Origin of the sequence: Limnospira platensis NIES-39, assembly GCF_026000695.1 — a bacterium.
Lineage (GTDB): Bacteria > Cyanobacteriota > Cyanobacteriia > Cyanobacteriales > Microcoleaceae > Limnospira > Limnospira platensis.
This window is the reverse complement of record NZ_AP026945.1, coordinates 481,615-498,582: the sequence shown is the minus strand read 5'-3', so window position 1 is coordinate 498,582 and position 16,968 is coordinate 481,615. Positions and strand designations below refer to the sequence as shown.

The window sequence follows — 16,968 nt, the reverse complement described above, 5'->3', positions numbered from 1 at the left end:
AATAAATGGCTAATAACTTAATACTAGCCATTCATTTGATGATTACATATTGATATATTCGATAATTGTAACGCTGATACTAGCGCTAGATTCTGCTATCGCCTGTAACTCAGTTCTACCCCACGTTATTGAGATGGTATCACCTGGCTTAACCGAAAATGCAGCGTCTGACACGCTATCACCTGTAGGGTCAAATATTAGATGTACATTGGTATTTGACCGATTCTTTACAAACACCGTTCTACCGTTACTGGTAGCATTGATAGGCACAACTTCCGTGATAGTGTTAGCAGTCAAACTTATCGCTGTAGTTGTCGGTGTTCCCTGTATTTTACTGCTAATGTTTAGAGTGTCTAAATTGACAATAGAACTGTAAACTGAGAAACTCATAATAAACCCCTAAATCAAAGTACAATTTACCAATTTATTGTTTGTTCTAATCCAACAATATTGGTTACGCTATCCTCAGTTATAGCATAGATAGAAGCTGTTGATTTTAGTTCATCATCCCACCCAGCGTTAGGAGGTAAATATAGGCATTGATAAGGTACACAGTTACTGATATCACCGTGACAAAACCATACCCCTACAGAACCTACGTTTTGTAAGTGCAACCTATACCGATTAATATTTGAGGGTCTAACTAATGTGGGGGTATTGCCTATTGTCACCCCAAAATTTTCGGGTTGTGTCAATGTAGGGGTTTGAGGAACTGTATCGAGTTGATATTCAGCCATGCCCAAAATATTAATAGAATCATTGTTATGTAACTGAGTTAAACACCTAGCTTTAACTATTGAGTTGCTATCAATTGCTAAACCTTCGTTTTGATTAGTGATTAATTCAATTAACAGGTTTTCGGTGTGAATGCCTCCATAATATGGCAATTTGACAATCCCTAAATTTAACCCGTTTTCTGTTGCCATATTCCCATAAAATATTTGTAAATCTACCGCTTCCTGCAACACTTCCTGTTTTTTTTTCCACCGTTGGTAATAGCTATCTTCCGGGTAAATTTTGGGGATTTGTGATTGTGCAATACTGGGAGTGTAACATCTAGCGTTTAACGATGATATATAGCTGTAAATACCGATATCATATTTATATCTTTCTGTTATTAATGATTCTAAAATAGTCCCGTTAAATAACTCTATGGCGTTACTCCAGTTAGCAGCGTTTATATGAGCCGCGATATTTTTAACACCTCTCATGATTTCCCTTATTTAATGGATTTAGTAACATAATTATACTATCATATAATACTATTAAACTTAGTACAAAACGTTAATATGGTTAGAGACAGACGGACGATTAGAGACAAACCAAAGGTTAGACCTCGCTCGGGAGTTAGATATGACACAGCTCCCTTTAGATTAAACGATGACCCCGGTAAACTAGGAGACCCGTTTCGAGGTTGGACTGGAGACCCATACGGGAGGGAATTAGATACTCGAAACAAATTTATAAGTGATTCTAAATATGTAGCTCCTGAATACTGGGATGCAGATGAATATCACAAAAAAAGAGAAGCTGAAGAAAGGAAAAAAAGAGAGGATATTAAAAAAGAGGCAACTGTCAAGGAACCACCAAACAGAGATGAACCAAAGGGAGGAAAAAAACCTAGGGGAAAGGGTGGCGCTGGTAGAGGTTTTGGCGGTCCTAATAGCGGTGACGAGGTAGATGATGATAAAGGAAGGCGACCAGGCGATAGTTCAGATGATGATTCAGATGATGATTCAGACAATGGAAATGGCGGAAATGGCAATATCGGTTGTACCATAAAAGCTAATGAAAAGTACAGCGTTGAAGAGTTCGACAGACAAATGGGTAGCGGGGGATGCTGTAATCCTCCACCAAGTGGAAGTAGCATCACTTTTTTTAGTCATATGGATTGGAGGTGGGGAGAAACTCCTCAACCAACAGGAAGTGAGAGGTTTTTTTATACGCAAGGACAGTGGGAGTCTGAGTGGGCATACGGCGACCCTGATTTAATGTTTGAAAGTATAGGTGTATTTTGTGATTGGTGGATGGAATGCACAGAATTTGATTATGTAATTCCTAGATTTTCCGCGAGCACAAAAGATATCCCGCAATGCATCGAAGGAGAAGAACCTGAAAATATACGAACGATAACAATACCAGATATGAACGAAGAATGCTGTGGAATGATTAGAAGGATTTACGAGTTCCTAGACCCTGAATCCTTTCCGGCTGAAATGCCGGAAAAAATCACGGTTAATGCTGATAATCCAGAGAACAGAATTAAACGAATAAACACATTGCCAGAATGGTTAATGTATCGATTTGACATCGATGACGAAAGATGGGGTGAATTTGAAGTTAAAGTCGAGATTGATGACGTAAATTTGATGACCAAAGAACAGGAACACGCGGAAATCAAATTACCTAACTTAGCTGAATCAATTGCTGAAATATTCGGGCTGGTAATGGAAATTGCCATCTCTCATCAGGTTACACAAAACGCTGTGTTAACCTGCTTACATGAAGCAGGTTTGGCTCACGCAGCAGCCTTTAAAGCTGGTAGGGAAGTCTCGGAAATATTAGACTATTTAGGCTTTGAAACTGAGGAAAAATACGAGAAACTAAAAACAGCTTTCACTCCAGAGGCTGATAATTTTGAGGAACTACTAGAACCTAACGAAAGTAAAGTTAAAATCACTAATCAAAAGAACGCGAAAGAAACACTAGAGACAGCCTTAAATCAAATAAAGGAAATATTCTCAATAGTTAGAGCGCAAGGTACTTTACAAGTTAATGGTAATGACCCATCAAAAGACATATTAGCCGATTTAACGCGGTTATATGATTCAATGAAAAAACAGGATGAGATTAGAGAACAGGAAACCAATAAAGTCAAAGAATTGCTCAAAAAAGACTTTCCTGATATCAAGATAGAAACCGAGTTAATAGACGGCGATAATCCACTAAGGGAGACTCTGTAATGGTAGCCAGAAGTGCAAGAATGCTAAGAACAACCCGTGGCTTATCCAGTCGTCAAACTAGGTCAGCAATTGGACGGAATGGAGTTAGACAGGTTAATTTTTCTCGACGAACATCAACCGAGGAAATGGGATGGTTTGGGAAGCTGTGGACAAAAGTCACAGGAAAAGTAGTTCAGTGGGGTAAATCATTTGCGGGTTGGTTATGGGAGGGACTTACTAAGTTCTTTTCTAGCTTTAGCTTTGAAAAAGTAGCGACATTTATTACCTCTAATTGGGACAGCTTTTGGAATTTCAACTGGAATATATCAGATGAACAGATAGACAAAAATATGATGAATATTGCTAATCAATTTATTAGTACTACCGCCGGTTTTTTGGGTAATATGGCAGGTAAATTAGTTTGTGGAGTATTGCCTACCATTGGTATTGCATTTATCAACAAAGCTGCTGCTATGCACATTGCCTTAAGCAAGGGACCTGAAATGCTTAGGGAAGTATCATCAGCTTTTGGTTCATACGTTAGGCAATCATTTAATATGGCTATGAAAGCTATAGCATGGCAACTGTTTAAACATGGTAGACGGGTTGTTAAAATGTTTTTAGCCGCAAGCCCTTCAGCGCTTGCGAAACGTATCGTTTCGATGGTTCCCGGTGGTAAAGACAGGATGAAAAAGTGGGGTGACGAAAAAGGTGAAGAATGGAGTTTTGGGAAACAGAGAAGGGACGCTAGAGAAAAATTACCAGAAGAATATGACGGCAAGTTAAGCACTATATGGAACCAAGATAGTTCAGAGGAATTTTGGGATGAATTCTCAGATAATTGTAAAGAAGCGATTATTTTAGTCGCTCAAGGCTTAGATGAATATATCGCGTTACAACGCATTGAGGAAAATAGACAGCAACAGTTAGTTAGCGCGGTTATAGAAAACGGCAGCGAACGTTTTAGATTAGTATCAAGTTTGCGTAATTTACAGGAAAATGTAACCAACGCATTAGCTCAAACTGAGATATTAGGAAATAGAGATATTGGTCAATTTGTAGGGTCGGGTGATATCTCTGAAGTTCCGAATAGCAGTAATTTAAAAATTCAGTTAACCTTCATTTTGTACAATTACGAAAAACCTCCATATTGGACTAAGGAAAGACGGTCAAAACTACAAAAAACTCAAATAGAACTCCCATCAGTAGAAAGACACGAAATAACCTGGGATAAATTACAAAGGATATTTACTCAACCTAGTAAATCGGCATTTACCAAAGGCAATATCAAAGTAACCTGTAATATGCGAAATGGTAGGAAATTTTCATTTTTTGTGAATGAAAGCTCTAAATCTGACGCTGAAAGAATTTGTAAGGATTTAGTACAATTAACAAGTTCCTCAATTGTTTATCCTTTGATATTTGAGGAACGTAAAGGTTTTGGCGGTAGGGAAAATGCGAAAAGAATCAAAGAGAGCAAAATGTATATCAGTGAAGTGAAAATACTTAACTGGGAATTAATTGATAAATTTGAACAAGCCAAAATCGATATGGGAGAGAATAGTGTTTTGGCAACGTACAAAGACCCTAGGAAGTCTAAAGTAAAAATTCCTTTACATTTTGAGAAGAAACCTAAGTGGGTAGATGACGCAATCAGAACAGCTACTAGAACGTCGTTAGAAATGAAAACTGGGAGTCAGCCACCAACTACAGCTTAATGTAGTTTTCATTGAATAGAAGCTACATATATGTAGCATCTGATATATCAAATAGTTAACAGACAAATTCAGTTAATGATGCTAGGCTCTATGTATTAACTGATTAAAGGTGATGATTATGGCTAGTCCAGTAACTCTTAATGGTGCCACTCTCGAACACCAATTGCTAGAAGTTATCGAGCAAGTTCAACGTGCACAGATAAACGCAACTAGAAACCCTAATGGTGTAACGGTAGTTACAGCTTATACCCGCAACATGGCAACTGGAGCTGTGACAGTATCCCTAACAATCCCTACTGATGATGTTTGGGATGCTACTGATGGCTCTATCGATGTACAAGCCATCGCTGTTTTTGTTGACTAGGGTTCATTAACTAGGTAGACATTAACACTATTGTTGTCTACCTATCTAAAGTTTTGTTTGATAATTAATGAGGTTAAATTATGCCATTAAATGATGCTTACGATAAATATAAAGCAAATTTTGTTGCTAAACTAGCGGAACCGAAAGGCACTTGTATCGGCAGGAGTTTGATGGTTGAGGCTCCAGTAGACAAGACATCAAAGTATGTTATCCCAATGCCTATGTTGCTGCTTTATACGCTATCCGATAACGCCGTAACACAGGAACCCGTCCTGGTGCGAGACTTAACTATCTGGAGACCTCCCGTTAGTGGAACTACATCAACTAATGCTAATAGGCGTAATATCATACCAGGGGCTAGAGTTAGGTCATGGAAACGTATAGAGTACACAAAGATTTTTGTAGAAGCTCCTGCCTCTATGGGTGGAGTATGGAGAACATATCGCACATCAGGAACTAACGCGGGTGATAGGAAGCTAAGATTTATTGGTTTAAAAGTTCCTCAAATTTTCTCGATTAATTCTTTGCTATATGTTTTTGCTCATTACTGGAGCAAAAAACCCGCGAGTATTAGAACCTATAACTCAATGTTTCGTATTCCGGCTGAATCTGAAATTACCCTCGATAACCTAGGAGAACTAACCACAGGTAAAACTGAAGCACCTAATCAAGTACAAGGAAACCTTAGCGCTTTACCTGAGAAAACAGGCAACAAACCATAATAACTATCTTGTTGCTAATTATATACCCGTTAAATCACAAAATAGGATTAACGAGTTTTTTGTATTGGTTATTATTTGTACATTCTATATATACTTAATGTAATACTTGATATTTTTATAAATAAGTGTAAATTGTATAATTTATGTTTATTTTTAATAAATTAATTAGATAAGATAATTTTAATTAAATACAGTGAATTCAAAAGAGCAAGGTAACTATACAGTTACAGAATCAATTGAAGGTAGCGTAACTGTAGAAAATGTAACTAATGTCAATACTAATAAAGTATTGACTCCTACAGAATACCAAGAGACGTTGAGTCGGTTTAATCAGTTTACTAAGTTTCTGGAGTTGGTTAATACTTACCTTCCTTACCCCAAAACTTCATTAATTCAATCATTGACCAACAAACTCCAAACGTCGGAGATTATCAACTCAAATACCTTTTATCTGACATATTCAGAGATTGCCACACTTAAACGAGTCACCAACGCAATCCTGACGCTATTAAAAGCAGGTGGAGTAAAGCTACCTCGTAAGGTTACGGGAGCCATACAGGATGATATTAATGCACTAGAAGACCATCTATTGGGCTCTGAGAGTGATTTAGAGGATGAAGATAATGAAGTCAACCCATTTTCTAGTTGGTTAGATTAAGGCTAGTCCAAAATAAAACCACCCATATATTATCTGTTTTCAGGACTGAAAATACAGTCCTGAAAATGAATAATACCCAGGTGGCAGTCAACAAGCATCAGGAAATTATAGCATGATACCACGTCATTGGTCCGAGGTTAGGCTTAACCTACGAAACATCGCGTTAACCCCCTTGATGTATATCGGTCATTCCCTATATATCAAAGTTCCAATTTCCAGTGGAAAGTCAGGAATAACGTGGCCATCAACTTTAGTTAAGTTTGATAAGGATTTTATCGCTTATTTTTTAGGTAAAATCATTAAAAAATTAATACCATTAAACCCCGAAAAACTTGAGGAATTAATGGAGGATGCACTTGAGTATTACAGAGAAGAATACAGCATCTATGCGGCGGAAAATGGCTTAGACAAAGAAATTGATAACCCTAGCGGAAGTTTCGGAGTGCACCCAAAAGATGAGAAATAAATACAATGCTAGAGGACAAAAAATAGACAGCTATTATTTTTCAAGTGCATTTGAATGTAGGGTTTATCACCTTCTACGAAAACATGATAATCAATTAATTGTTCACCCTAAAATGACATTAATTGAACATGCAAAACCTTGGAAAAATATCACCTGGATTCCAGATTTTTAGAGTCCGTTCTTTAATCGTTACATCGAAGTTAAGGGAGTATTAACTGATTCATTTAAGCTAAAAATGCAGTTATTGCAGTACCTTAATCCTGGTTTAGTCAATCAGTGTTGGTTTGTTATAAGGGGGACATCCTACCGATGGCAAGGCATCTCATTTATCAATATCGACGAGTTTAAGGGGCTTTGGAAAAACTTAGAGATTCCAAGGGTAAACAATGAATAAACTGCACTACAAGGGGTTATTTTCCATTGACGGTGAGTTAATAAACACCACCTATAACCCACACCTATTTGAGTCAGAAACCACTCAAATAGCCTACCGGATACTAACCCCTATAAAGGAACATAAAACCCAGGAAATCCTTGATTTAGCTTATTCCTATATGGGTTGTTATAGCCCTAGGGGGGACTACAGAGGTCACGCTACAGCAAGGTTGACAAATGAAGGCAGCCTACGAGTATCAATTGTTGGTAACCCTCAATTTTGGGAGGTATGCAAAAAAATTTCAAACGTCATAATCAATCATCAAAGGATAATTAATCATGAGTATCGGATATTACGGCAAAAAACAGGACGATAAATTTAGTTATTGCAGTGCAGTTAAGCCCGGTGAAACGGCAACCTTTCTAATTGTTGATTATGCATAATTCCGAATTAAGTCACCTCATTTATGGATATTCGGGAAAGGTGTATCAGGGGATTTTTCTAACTTCAATGATAGGGATTGGAGTTATTCCAAAGGTGATAAATAATTAATTGCTGTACGGTTTTGTATTGAAAAATACGAGACTGAATATAACGGCAAAAAACGAGAATACACCCCTACATCTCCAGAACTCGCATTGCTTAAAATAGTCGAAAGTGACTCAATGCTTACAGACGGTTCTGTGATGTTTACAGCAACAATAAATCTAAGTCAATCATCAGTCAGACCTTCTGACAGGATATTAGAGGGAAATATCGGAGACGATAATTTAAACTCTGATATTTCTAATATCTTAGAAATTGAATGTATTAATCCATTCAATCAATCTTTCGCTACTTACTCAATCGGAGATATTGACGCTTTCATTGAATCCAAAACTAAAAATAAAGCAGGATTTAATGGAAAGGCAAAATACAAAACCTTCGAGGAAAGGTTAACAGAAGGGGCTAAGGTTTTGGATTGTGACCCTAGCTTTGAGAGTCTTTATAACAAGGTTAAACAACTTGATTCTAATGTATTAATTGCATTAATTGAATTACTGCGATTAATGTAGTCACAAATAAATCCCCCCTAAATATTTAGGGGGGAATAACCACCATACCATGTCAACAAGTCAAGAGCGATAAGAGGTTACTACCATGTCTGAGGACTATATTGATTATAGACTAATTAGAAGTCAGATGTCATCTGAACTAGAAGAAATAATCACAGAAGGCAACCTGGGTGAGCAATTAGAGTCTGTTTTACGGGCTGTCTGTGTTCTACCATATCCTGATATTCAGTTTCCAATTATCGCCTCGTTTATAGCGTCTCCAGTAACCCTTATGAGTACAGCTGGCATCCTGTTCCTTTGGGGGTCTAGCGGTACTGGAAAGTCACAGATAGCTACCGTAGCATCTGAACTATACAAGACAACCTCGGTGCTTGCTAATAGCACTTTCGCTTCACTGAGAAACAAGATACAACATGAACGATTTTATGACCCCCTTCAATGTGAATTTGAGAAAAATTTTATATTGGTATGGGAAGATATCACCCCTAGCTTATTAATTGAAAATGAGAATATGTTATCGCTTTTCAAGGTGTTAAACCGCAAAAATAGCCGAATAACCATCAGTAGTCAGACACCGGGAACTAACATGATTTTTAATGCTTTCGCTTTAAAGGTGATTAATTCAATACATCCATTGTGGACATTTTGGGAGTTAAACGAACTCAAAAGACGGATGTTTCCTATATGGTTTAAAAAACGAGAGACTATGACATCAGAGGAATATAGAGGGAATCATTTTGAATTAAACGAATTAAGCGATATTGAGGATATAACGCTAGACAAGCTATCATCTCAATTAGAGATTTTCTGGCGAAATCTCGATAACTGCAATCAATACAGTAAAGCTAAGAAACTGTTACAGAAACATAAAAAAGATATCACCAATTGTAGGTTGTCATTAGAGATTATCGCGACACATTCATTAATATATGAATCACCTTTGATAGAGTCAATTAAACAATTTAATGATTACTGGGAGTTAATAAATGAAAAGGTTTTGACAATATCATCGGGTACTGAACAATTTTTAGACAGCTTTATAAGCCAAAGTATTGAGGCAAAAATGAAACAAAACAACCAGGCAATTAACGCGGGATGTCCTGAGTTAACCGAGGTTGTAACTGATATCGACCCGAAAGCGTTAAAAGAAGCCATTGAGAGAGCTAAAACAGATGGATATCTTGATAGTCGCGTTAATGTTTCAGAGTTGACTAATCTAATGAAAAGCAGGGGCTATTCAATGATTAATCAAAACGGCAAAAACGTTTGGAAACAAATTATTTAAGGAGGGAATTAAAATGACTCAAAATAACATTGACGCTATTACTCAAACAAGGTTTAAAACGTTTAAACAAATGGTAGACACCACGATTTACAATGCTACCAAACAAGACGCTAAGGATACTTTGATAACAATAATGAATGATTGTCAAACCGAGTATTCCCTGGCAGTCGCAAAGGAACAATTACTCCTAAAACAGCTTAATTATATTAAGCATTTACTAACCAAAATTGAATAATTTAAACCCTTCCGAAATGACGTTAAACTATCACAACTTAACCACTATCAAAGGATAAATCCATGTCAATCAAATTAAGTACACCCGGATTAAACGTAGTAGAATATAGCTACATGAGTAATCGATTAAATCCTAACGTTGTAGGATTACTTGACTTAGTAGAACTTGCTATCACATCTGAACAATTCGACGAAATTGTCGAATTTATTCAAATCCACAGGCATTTTTTAAACACGGAAATCGAGTTACTCAAAGGTATTGAAGCCTTGCTTGATGCAAAAATTACAGAACACAACAATAATCAAAATCACCCCGATAATGATGATCACAAGTTCAATTAATCAATAGGAAATAAAGCCATGAATGAGTTTGAACAAGAAAAAATGATGGTTATTGCAGAAATGGCTAGGGAGATTTTTGTCAGATTAGCTGGCAATAATTTAACAGCAACTCGTGAGGATAGAATCACGATAGCAGAAATTGCTCATAATTACGCTATTGACTTTCTGGCAGTACACGAGAAATGGGTAGAATCTCAGTATCCAATTATTACTCGATTCGATTCAGACGTAATATCACCTGAATGTAACCTTAATGGTTATAACAGCGATATCCTACTGGGAGGTGATTTTCATGCCTAAGCTACTCCCAGTAGTCACACTAACAGGGTCTTACAAAGGGTTTCTGGTAGGTCATGGTAATATCTGTATCGAAGTAGGTTCTTTAGAATGGTTTAAATACCTAGAAACCCATAAATCTTTTTCAGTAGAGGTTAATGGTAAACGATTTACAGCTTGCAAAAAACTCTCAATTAATGGTTTTACCTACTGGAACCTCAAAGGGTGGGATGGTAGCGTCAATCATCACATCTACATAGGGAAATCTGACCAACTCATTGTAGACAAGCTAACAGACGTAGCGTTAGCTATGATTACTAAGTGCAGAATGAGTAACAGCTAAACCCTAAACCCTAACACCTAACACCTAACAGCTAACCCTAACTCAATAACAACCTTAACCCTTATCGTGTCCTATCATGATAGGGGTTGTTTGTATTTTTTGCCAGTAGTCTATTGCCAGTAGTCTATTGGAAGTTTATATGAACCCACCCCTAGTTTACCCACAATAAACACCCTAAGCCAAAACCTTAACCCGTCTATTAGGGGTAATCATCCTGTGCGGAACTCAGTACCCCTATAAATTGGAGACTTGTCTAGCGGTATGTAGGTATCGGTTTCGATGGGGAATCAATTCTCTAGGATTATGTAGGTATCAGCGAGAGATGACGAAACAAGTTACCAGTTGAAAAGTTGTTTGGGGGTATCGCTTCAGTATGTCATAGCCAGGTTAGTCGTGATTATGCGATCGCATTTTGTTGGTAGTGAGTAGGCTCCTCAATATTTCACCAATAATCTGACTCCCACAGGGAACCAGGTAGGCGGTCTGATATCTTTGTACATTGATAGGAGTATCGTTGTACATTGATAACCTAGTGGGTTCCCCCTACGGCTACCTACGGCTATCGTGTTGACTTTGAGCCATAGATAAATCCCACTGCGATCGCACTCATTACCGTCCTATTATTAGCACTGGTAGCTTTAGGTAATACCCTGCAAAATTGAACCCATACCCTCCCCCTAACCGAAACAAGCACTATTGGGGAAACGACCGATGTGATAGCAGTCAATGGTGAGGAACGAACCGATAGGCTTGCCATTGACTGCTATCACGAGAGAGTTACCCTATCGGTGTTTGGTTAGGGGGAGATAGTAGGCATTTGACAGATTGATTAAGTTGTGCTTATTGACTGAGTAATCAACCTATTGACAGAATTATTTTCCTATGCTAGGACTAGATTGTGAGTAACATTTGAGTAACTAGGCATAGTTATTGGGTTGAGTAATAACCCGCTATCGCTGTTAGGATAAGGGTTTATAGTTAACACGTTGTGGCGCAATCAAAGCGTCTATATAGCCTACAACCCCTATTCTACCGTTACTTAGGTGTTACTCAAAGCCATAACAGGATCCATCAATTTGTAGCCATAAAATAACCCCTAGGGGTTTAGTCTAGGGGTGTTAATTTATGAAAGGTTGACGATTAGATTAATCTATCTGATAGATAACTCTGAGAAATGCCTTAGCTTCTGGAGTGTCAACATCAAACCCTAACGCTGTTAACCGTTCTATGGCTACATCCAATGGTATAGGTAACTTAGAGCATCCATCGAGAACTTCTAAGGTAGCGTCAATGCCTTCTGTTGTATAGTCATTAGCATTAACGATTGTGCTATGACCCATAAGTCTCGCTCTCAACTCGATAGGTAGTCCATACTTTTCACCTAACAGGTTGTACAGCCTACGAAAAGCATATTTTTGGGTTACCGGGCATTTCATGAATTGAAGTCGTTGACTAAACGTTGTCTCAAAGCCTGTAACTATGCTTTTGGGTTTACTGCCTTTTTTAGGGGTGTATTGAGGCAATAAAGGTTTTTTCAATTCCAGAAACTCAAACATTTCAGGGCTGGGAATTGGAGCTACAATCCTTCCCCCTGTTTTGATACTCACTTTTCGACCTTCTGAGTCAGTAAAGTAAGTGTAATCTCCTAATACCAAGTAATTGTCTTGATTATCAGGGTCTGATAGTGCTTTGATAGTGATACCATCATCCGTTACAAATGGCTTAGTTAGATTAACGGCGGCGGCTATCTCAGTAGGTCTTAACCCGTACATTACCGCCATACCAGTCACCCATAACCAATTATGCCTTGTTAATTGATGTTGAGGGTTTTTAATGTTATAGGCTTCCTGTTTAGTATTAAGCCACCAATCCTTAAATACATCAACAGCTATCCGTTGTTTCTTTCTGAATTGTGTTTGTTTGGCGTTAATAGGTTCAAGCTGTTTGAGTAAATGGTCTTTGTTAGGTGATTTCTCAGCTATGGCTTTTAAGATGTAGTAACGTTCCCTGAAGGTTTTGGAGCCTACTAATTGTTCTCCATTCTGCAAGGGAATATATAGCATAGCCTTGAAACTCTCCCAGCTAGGATATTCATCCCAATTAGGAAACAACTTGAAATATGTCCCTTTAGTAGACTCGTAAGATGCTAAGTCGCTAGCGATATCGCGGGAACGTTTCCTTCCTGTGTTGCGGTTGTACCCCGCAAAATACTCATCCTCAATTTGTTTAAAGATGTCCCGGTAAGTTATCAGATTATCCTCAATCTGGTTCTTTCCTAAGATAGTCGCATCGTACCAATCCCAAAATTCACTAGCGCTAGTGATAGTCCCTAGGGCTTATGATACCAACTTAGCTTTCCTAACGCCGTCTATCACCCCTTCTGGAGTACACTCAAGGTTAGCCGTTTTGGGTAGTCGTTTTCCGGTAGGTGGTTGCTTAAACTGCAATAGTAGATTGTACCTAGCCCCGGACTTTTGTAGTTTGAGTGTCACTCCTTTGGGACATTCCCCTTGAAAGTCTTGATAGGCTTTCAAGAATCTAGCGTAACTCTCATCGTAGTTGCCCTTTCCCCCTACTGTAGGGGTATCAGTAGCGTTACTCATTTTTTACTCACTTGTTACTCTGTTATGGCTTTGAGTAACACCTAAGTAACGGTAGAATAGGGGTTGTAGGCTATATAGACGCTTAACAACCATCTAGCGATCGCTAATAAGCCAAAGGCTGATTTGTTTGAGGTGGCGAAGACCAGGGAGGATTGACAATCGAGGAAAGTTCTCGCCCCGTAGCCGGACGCGGCTCTGCCGGTTGTACATATATAATATTATCTGGCGTAGGAATTTCCAAACCCGCATCAGGATCTTGAGCTGATTCTACAATAGTATGTTTGAGTATTTCCTTAGCCAGCCGCAGTTGTTGCTCTTGTTGTCGCAGATGTTCTAGTCTCGGATATTCTCCTGTCCAGCGAGACTCCCCATAAACCTTCAGCCCATAGAAAGTCATAGCACCTCCCATCAACACACAGGCTGCCACCGATGATATTTGTTTCACCGTAATTAAGCCCTTCAACCATAGCGGTAGTTCCTGCCGCCTAGGCAGCACTTCCACCACTGTTGTAGTTTTAGCCTCTATCGTCCTAATGGGAGATTCCTCCCGGGAGTAGGGAGTCGGTTTGACCATCCGGTTCTGACGAATGCGATCGAGAGGAATCACATTGTGAGACTTTCGGACCTGTACAAAAGGATTCACCTCGACCCGTTTACTGGGGCGGCGGGGTTTAAAGGCAACAGTCATCACTTACACCTGATCACAATGTTAGTTAGTTAGTTTTGCTCAGACCTTTCAGGCAACCACAAAAACATTAGGGTTATTGTACCACAGATGATATGCTCTGGTGTATCTTGAACCATGAATTTTGGCCGATAAATGTCCCAAGTTTCACCCAACTTTGTATACTTGTGTTAAATTAGCCCCTAATCCAAATGCCCGATTCTGTAACGGCAATACTTAGGCGGAAACTCCTAGGACGCGATCGCGGCTCAAATTCACCGAGCAATTAGCCAATTGGCGATCGAGGAATTAAGGCTGATTGGAACCGATGATCTAGCTTACAGTTGACCAATGTGGTTGTGTGCTGCCTCCAGAACACACACCGAAAGCTGGCTGGCTACCCCATAGCCTAAATGCCTTTTTCGATCTAGGGACTGTAGGTTCAGAACCGCGTTTCTGTGCTGGCAGTCGAAGAAATCCCATTAAATTGAATTTGTGGGAGTGTTAACTCTAGTAATCTTTTTGTTGTAGAGCGTTTGATATCCATGACCATAGCATTAGATCAGATTGACAAGATTGTTTGGAACCATCACCACGACCCCTTTGAAGTCCTAGGCCCCCATCAAATTGAGAAAGATGGAAAAAGCCTATGGGCCGTGCGAGCCTATCTCCCCACCGCTGATGCAGCATGGGTTGTACTACCCGAAGAACGGAAAGAGTACCCCATGTACTCCGTTCATAACCCCCACTTCTTCGAGTGTGTTATTGATATTCCCGAACTGAAAAACTATAAACTGCGCTTCAAGGAAGGAGAACACGAGCGCGTCACCCACGACCCCTATGCTTTCCGTTCCCCCAAATTAACCGATTTTGATATTCACCTATTCACCGAAGGTAATCACCATCGTATTTACGAAAAACTCGGCGCTCACCCCATGAACCTAAATGGCGTGGATGGCGTCTACTTTGCCGTTTGGGCTCCCAACGCTCGCAACGTCTCAATTCTGGGGAACTTTAACCACTGGGATGGTCGCAAACACCAAATGCGGAAATTTGGTAACGGAGTCTGGGAACTCTTTATTCCTGAAATTGGCGCAGGAGAAGCCTACAAATACGAAATCAAAAACTTCGAGGGTCACATTTACGAAAAATCCGACCCCTACGGCTTCCAACAGGAAGTCCGACCCAAAACCGCTTCAATTGTAGCTGAGTTAAATAACTACAAGTGGAACGATGACGAATGGATGGAAAAGCGGCGGAACACCGACCCCCTCGACCACCCCGTCTCCGTTTATGAATGTCACCTAGGTTCTTGGAATCGCGCTCCCTTTTCTGAACCCCACACATTACCCGATGGAACCGTTGAGCCTCCAGTCCAAGCCGTAGAACTTGATCCTGGTAGTCGGTTCTTTACCTATCGGGAAATGGCCGATCAAATGATTCCCTACGTCAAAGAACTAGGTTTTACCCATATCGAAATTCTACCAGTTGCCGAACACCCCTTTGATGGCTCCTGGGGTTATCAGGTTACAGGCTACTATGCTCCCACTTCCCGATTTGGCACCCCCGAAGATTTTATGTACTTCGTAGATAAGTGTCACCAAAACGGTATTGGGATAATCGTGGACTGGGTACCTGGTCACTTCCCCAAAGACGGTCACGGGTTAGCATTCTTTGACGGAACCCACCTTTACGAACACGGAGACCCCCGCAAAGGTGAACACAAAGGATGGGGAACCCTAGTATTTAATTACTCCCGCAATGAAGTCCGTAACTTCCTGGTAGCTAATGCTCTGTTCTGGTTTGAGAAGTATCACATCGATGGCATTCGCGTTGATGCTGTCGCTTCCATGCTTTACCTCAACTATTGTCGCGAAGATGGGGAATGGGTCGCTAACGATTATGGCGGGTGCGAAAATATCGAAGCTGCTGACTTCATTCGCCAGACTAACCATGTCATTTTTAGCTACTTCCCTGGTATCCTCTCCATTGCTGAAGAATCCACTTCCTGGCCAATGGTTTCCTGGCCTACCTATGTCGGTGGCTTAGGCTTTAACCTCAAGTGGAACATGGGTTGGATGCACGATATGTTGGATTATTTCCACATGGACCCCTGGTTCCGCCAGTTCCACCAAAATAACATTACCTTTAGTATGTGGTATCACCACAGCGAGAATTTCATGTTAGCCTTGTCCCATGATGAGGTCGTACATGGTAAAAGCAATATCCTCGGTAAAATGCCAGGGGATGATTGGCAAAAATTTGCTAATGTCCGGGCTTTATTTACCTATATGTTTGCTCACCCTGGTAAGAAAACTATCTTTATGGGGATGGAGTTTGCTCAATGGAAGGAGTGGAATGCTTGGGGAACCTTGGAATGGGAAATGTTGCAGTTTGATGCACACAAAGGGATTCAGCGCTTTTTTAAAGATATAAATACTCTCTACCGCAGTGAACCCGCCCTCTATGACCAGGATTTTGCGGAAGCCGGGTTCCAGTGGGTTGATTGTACCGATAATCGCCATAGCGTGGTCTCTTTTATCCGCCGCTCTAAAGATACCGATGAGTTCGTAGTGGTGGTTTGTAATTTCACCCCCCAACCCCATAGCCATTACCGCGTCGGCGTTCCCGAAGTCGGTTTCTATACGGAATTGTTTAATAGCGATTCTGGCGAATACGGCGGCAGCAATATGGGTAATTTGGGCGGAAAATGGACTGATGAGTGGTGGTTCCATAATTATCCCCAATCCCTTGATTTGTGTCTGCCTCCTCTCGGCGTGCTGATTCTCAAGTTGGATAAAGAGAAAACTGCTAAGGCTTTTCAGCAGTCGGAAACTGATGATGGTGAATAAGTCTAATTAAGACATTGTGACAACAGAAAACCTGGTTTCTTTGCCGAAGCCGGGTTTTCAGTTTTTGG

The 16,968-nt window shown here is 39.8% G+C and carries 18 protein-coding genes and 2 pseudogenes; 15 read left to right on the top strand and 5 right to left on the bottom strand.

What is annotated here, in order from left to right; all coding sequences use genetic code 11:
* Positions 1–42 precede the first annotated feature (42 nt).
* On the bottom strand, positions 43–390 hold the full coding sequence (locus tag N39L_RS02545) for a hypothetical protein (protein ID WP_014274053.1): 348 nt from the start codon (positions 388–390) through the stop codon (positions 43–45).
* A gap of 26 nt (positions 391–416) precedes the next feature.
* A complete protein-coding gene (locus N39L_RS02540) occupies positions 417–1,211 on the bottom strand; it encodes a hypothetical protein (protein WP_014274196.1) in 795 nt (264 codons plus the stop codon).
* 78 nt (positions 1,212–1,289) lie between these two features.
* Here N39L_RS02540 and N39L_RS02535 point away from each other — a divergent pair, with 78 nt between their 5' ends.
* From N39L_RS02535 to N39L_RS02470, 14 genes and pseudogenes are all read left to right on the top strand, one after another.
* Positions 1,290–2,963, top strand: coding sequence for a hypothetical protein (locus tag N39L_RS02535; RefSeq protein WP_014274195.1), 1,674 nt, complete (start codon positions 1,290–1,292; stop codon positions 2,961–2,963).
* Positions 2,963–4,660 carry a hypothetical protein gene (locus N39L_RS02530; RefSeq protein ID WP_193353185.1) on the top strand — a complete coding sequence of 566 codons (1,698 nt, stop codon included), beginning with the start codon at positions 2,963–2,965 and terminating at the stop codon, positions 4,658–4,660. Before N39L_RS02535 ends, N39L_RS02530 begins: the two co-directional genes overlap by 1 nt.
* 118 nt (positions 4,661–4,778) lie before the next feature.
* On the top strand, positions 4,779–5,024 hold the full coding sequence (locus N39L_RS02525; protein ID WP_035735928.1) for a hypothetical protein: 246 nt from the start codon (positions 4,779–4,781) through the stop codon (positions 5,022–5,024).
* An 80-nt stretch (positions 5,025–5,104) separates the two neighbouring features.
* Positions 5,105–5,746, top strand: a complete 642-nt coding sequence (locus N39L_RS02520; protein ID WP_014274194.1) for a hypothetical protein — start codon at positions 5,105–5,107, stop codon at positions 5,744–5,746.
* Positions 5,747–5,939: 193 nt separating this feature from the next.
* Complete coding sequence (locus N39L_RS02515) at positions 5,940–6,404, top strand: hypothetical protein (RefSeq protein ID WP_014274193.1); 465 nt, start codon at positions 5,940–5,942, stop codon at positions 6,402–6,404.
* 112 nt (positions 6,405–6,516) lie between these two features.
* A complete protein-coding gene (locus N39L_RS02510) occupies positions 6,517–6,870 on the top strand; it encodes a hypothetical protein (protein WP_014274192.1) in 354 nt (117 codons plus the stop codon).
* Positions 6,860–7,264: pseudogene (locus N39L_RS02505) on the top strand (DUF1064 domain-containing protein). The gene N39L_RS02510 and the pseudogene N39L_RS02505 overlap by 11 nt, the downstream one beginning before the upstream one ends.
* Positions 7,257–7,622, top strand: a complete 366-nt coding sequence (locus tag N39L_RS02500) for a hypothetical protein (RefSeq protein ID WP_014274190.1) — start codon at positions 7,257–7,259, stop codon at positions 7,620–7,622. The pseudogene N39L_RS02505 and the gene N39L_RS02500 overlap by 8 nt, the downstream one beginning before the upstream one ends.
* Before the next feature lie 289 nt (positions 7,623–7,911).
* Positions 7,912–8,301 carry a hypothetical protein gene (locus N39L_RS02495; protein WP_231851946.1) on the top strand — a complete coding sequence of 130 codons (390 nt, stop codon included), beginning with the start codon at positions 7,912–7,914 and terminating at the stop codon, positions 8,299–8,301.
* A gap of 85 nt (positions 8,302–8,386) precedes the next feature.
* Positions 8,387–9,586 (top strand): hypothetical protein, encoded by a 1,200-nt coding sequence (locus N39L_RS02490; protein WP_014274188.1) that lies wholly within the window; start codon positions 8,387–8,389, stop codon positions 9,584–9,586.
* 13 nt (positions 9,587–9,599) lie between these two features.
* Entirely contained in the window at positions 9,600–9,821 is a 222-nt protein-coding gene (locus N39L_RS02485; protein WP_006616005.1) for a hypothetical protein, read from the top strand.
* Positions 9,822–9,883: 62 nt separating this feature from the next.
* On the top strand, positions 9,884–10,162 hold the full coding sequence (locus N39L_RS02480; RefSeq protein WP_231851959.1) for a hypothetical protein: 279 nt from the start codon (positions 9,884–9,886) through the stop codon (positions 10,160–10,162).
* An 18-nt stretch (positions 10,163–10,180) separates the two neighbouring features.
* Positions 10,181–10,462 (top strand): hypothetical protein, encoded by a 282-nt coding sequence (locus tag N39L_RS02475; protein WP_035736471.1) that lies wholly within the window; start codon positions 10,181–10,183, stop codon positions 10,460–10,462.
* Positions 10,416–10,781 (top strand): hypothetical protein, encoded by a 366-nt coding sequence (locus N39L_RS02470; protein ID WP_014274186.1) that lies wholly within the window; start codon positions 10,416–10,418, stop codon positions 10,779–10,781. Before N39L_RS02475 ends, N39L_RS02470 begins: the two co-directional genes overlap by 47 nt.
* Positions 10,782–11,168: 387 nt before the next feature.
* Here the strand turns inward: N39L_RS02470 and N39L_RS02465 are convergent, their stop codons facing one another.
* The 3 genes and pseudogenes from N39L_RS02465 to N39L_RS02455 all read right to left on the bottom strand — a co-directional run bounded on the left by N39L_RS02465 (position 11,169) and on the right by N39L_RS02455 (position 14,072).
* Positions 11,169–11,303 carry a hypothetical protein gene (locus tag N39L_RS02465; protein WP_286131422.1) on the bottom strand — a complete coding sequence of 45 codons (135 nt, stop codon included), beginning with the start codon at positions 11,301–11,303 and terminating at the stop codon, positions 11,169–11,171.
* Positions 11,304–11,926: 623 nt separating this feature from the next.
* A pseudogene (locus N39L_RS02460) lies at positions 11,927–13,384 on the bottom strand (recombinase).
* A 103-nt stretch (positions 13,385–13,487) separates the two neighbouring features.
* Positions 13,488–14,072 carry a hypothetical protein gene (locus N39L_RS02455; RefSeq protein ID WP_006616629.1) on the bottom strand — a complete coding sequence of 195 codons (585 nt, stop codon included), beginning with the start codon at positions 14,070–14,072 and terminating at the stop codon, positions 13,488–13,490.
* Between the two features lie 521 nt (positions 14,073–14,593).
* Between N39L_RS02455 and glgB the strand changes: the two genes are divergently transcribed.
* Positions 14,594–16,900: a 1,4-alpha-glucan branching enzyme gene (glgB, locus tag N39L_RS02450; protein ID WP_006616628.1), complete on the top strand. Its 2,307-nt coding sequence runs from the start codon at positions 14,594–14,596 to the stop codon at positions 16,898–16,900.
* Positions 16,901–16,968 lie beyond the last annotated feature (68 nt).

What these genes read in the sequence shown, in the direction of transcription:
- N39L_RS02545 (WP_014274053.1), bottom strand. Translation starts at nt 390, where the DNA reads ATGAGTTTCTCAGTTTACAGTTCTATTGTCAATTTAGACACTCTAAAC.
- N39L_RS02540 (WP_014274196.1), bottom strand. Translation starts at nt 1,211, where the DNA reads ATGAGAGGTGTTAAAAATATCGCGGCTCATATAAACGCTGCTAACTGG.
- N39L_RS02535 (WP_014274195.1), top strand. Translation starts at nt 1,290, where the DNA reads ATGGTTAGAGACAGACGGACGATTAGAGACAAACCAAAGGTTAGACCT.
- N39L_RS02530 (WP_193353185.1), top strand. Translation starts at nt 2,963, where the DNA reads ATGGTAGCCAGAAGTGCAAGAATGCTAAGAACAACCCGTGGCTTATCC.
- N39L_RS02525 (WP_035735928.1), top strand. Translation starts at nt 4,779, where the DNA reads ATGGCTAGTCCAGTAACTCTTAATGGTGCCACTCTCGAACACCAATTG.
- N39L_RS02520 (WP_014274194.1), top strand. Translation starts at nt 5,105, where the DNA reads ATGCCATTAAATGATGCTTACGATAAATATAAAGCAAATTTTGTTGCT.
- N39L_RS02510 (WP_014274192.1), top strand. Translation starts at nt 6,517, where the DNA reads ATGATACCACGTCATTGGTCCGAGGTTAGGCTTAACCTACGAAACATC.
- N39L_RS02500 (WP_014274190.1), top strand. Translation starts at nt 7,257, where the DNA reads ATGAATAAACTGCACTACAAGGGGTTATTTTCCATTGACGGTGAGTTA.
- N39L_RS02495 (WP_231851946.1), top strand. Translation starts at nt 7,912, where the DNA reads ATGCTTACAGACGGTTCTGTGATGTTTACAGCAACAATAAATCTAAGT.
- N39L_RS02490 (WP_014274188.1), top strand. Translation starts at nt 8,387, where the DNA reads ATGTCTGAGGACTATATTGATTATAGACTAATTAGAAGTCAGATGTCA.
- N39L_RS02485 (WP_006616005.1), top strand. Translation starts at nt 9,600, where the DNA reads ATGACTCAAAATAACATTGACGCTATTACTCAAACAAGGTTTAAAACG.
- N39L_RS02480 (WP_231851959.1), top strand. Translation starts at nt 9,884, where the DNA reads ATGTCAATCAAATTAAGTACACCCGGATTAAACGTAGTAGAATATAGC.
- N39L_RS02475 (WP_035736471.1), top strand. Translation starts at nt 10,181, where the DNA reads ATGAATGAGTTTGAACAAGAAAAAATGATGGTTATTGCAGAAATGGCT.
- N39L_RS02470 (WP_014274186.1), top strand. Translation starts at nt 10,416, where the DNA reads ATGGTTATAACAGCGATATCCTACTGGGAGGTGATTTTCATGCCTAAG.
- N39L_RS02465 (WP_286131422.1), bottom strand. Translation starts at nt 11,303, where the DNA reads ATGTACAACGATACTCCTATCAATGTACAAAGATATCAGACCGCCTAC.
- N39L_RS02455 (WP_006616629.1), bottom strand. Translation starts at nt 14,072, where the DNA reads ATGACTGTTGCCTTTAAACCCCGCCGCCCCAGTAAACGGGTCGAGGTG.
- glgB (WP_006616628.1), top strand. Translation starts at nt 14,594, where the DNA reads ATGACCATAGCATTAGATCAGATTGACAAGATTGTTTGGAACCATCAC.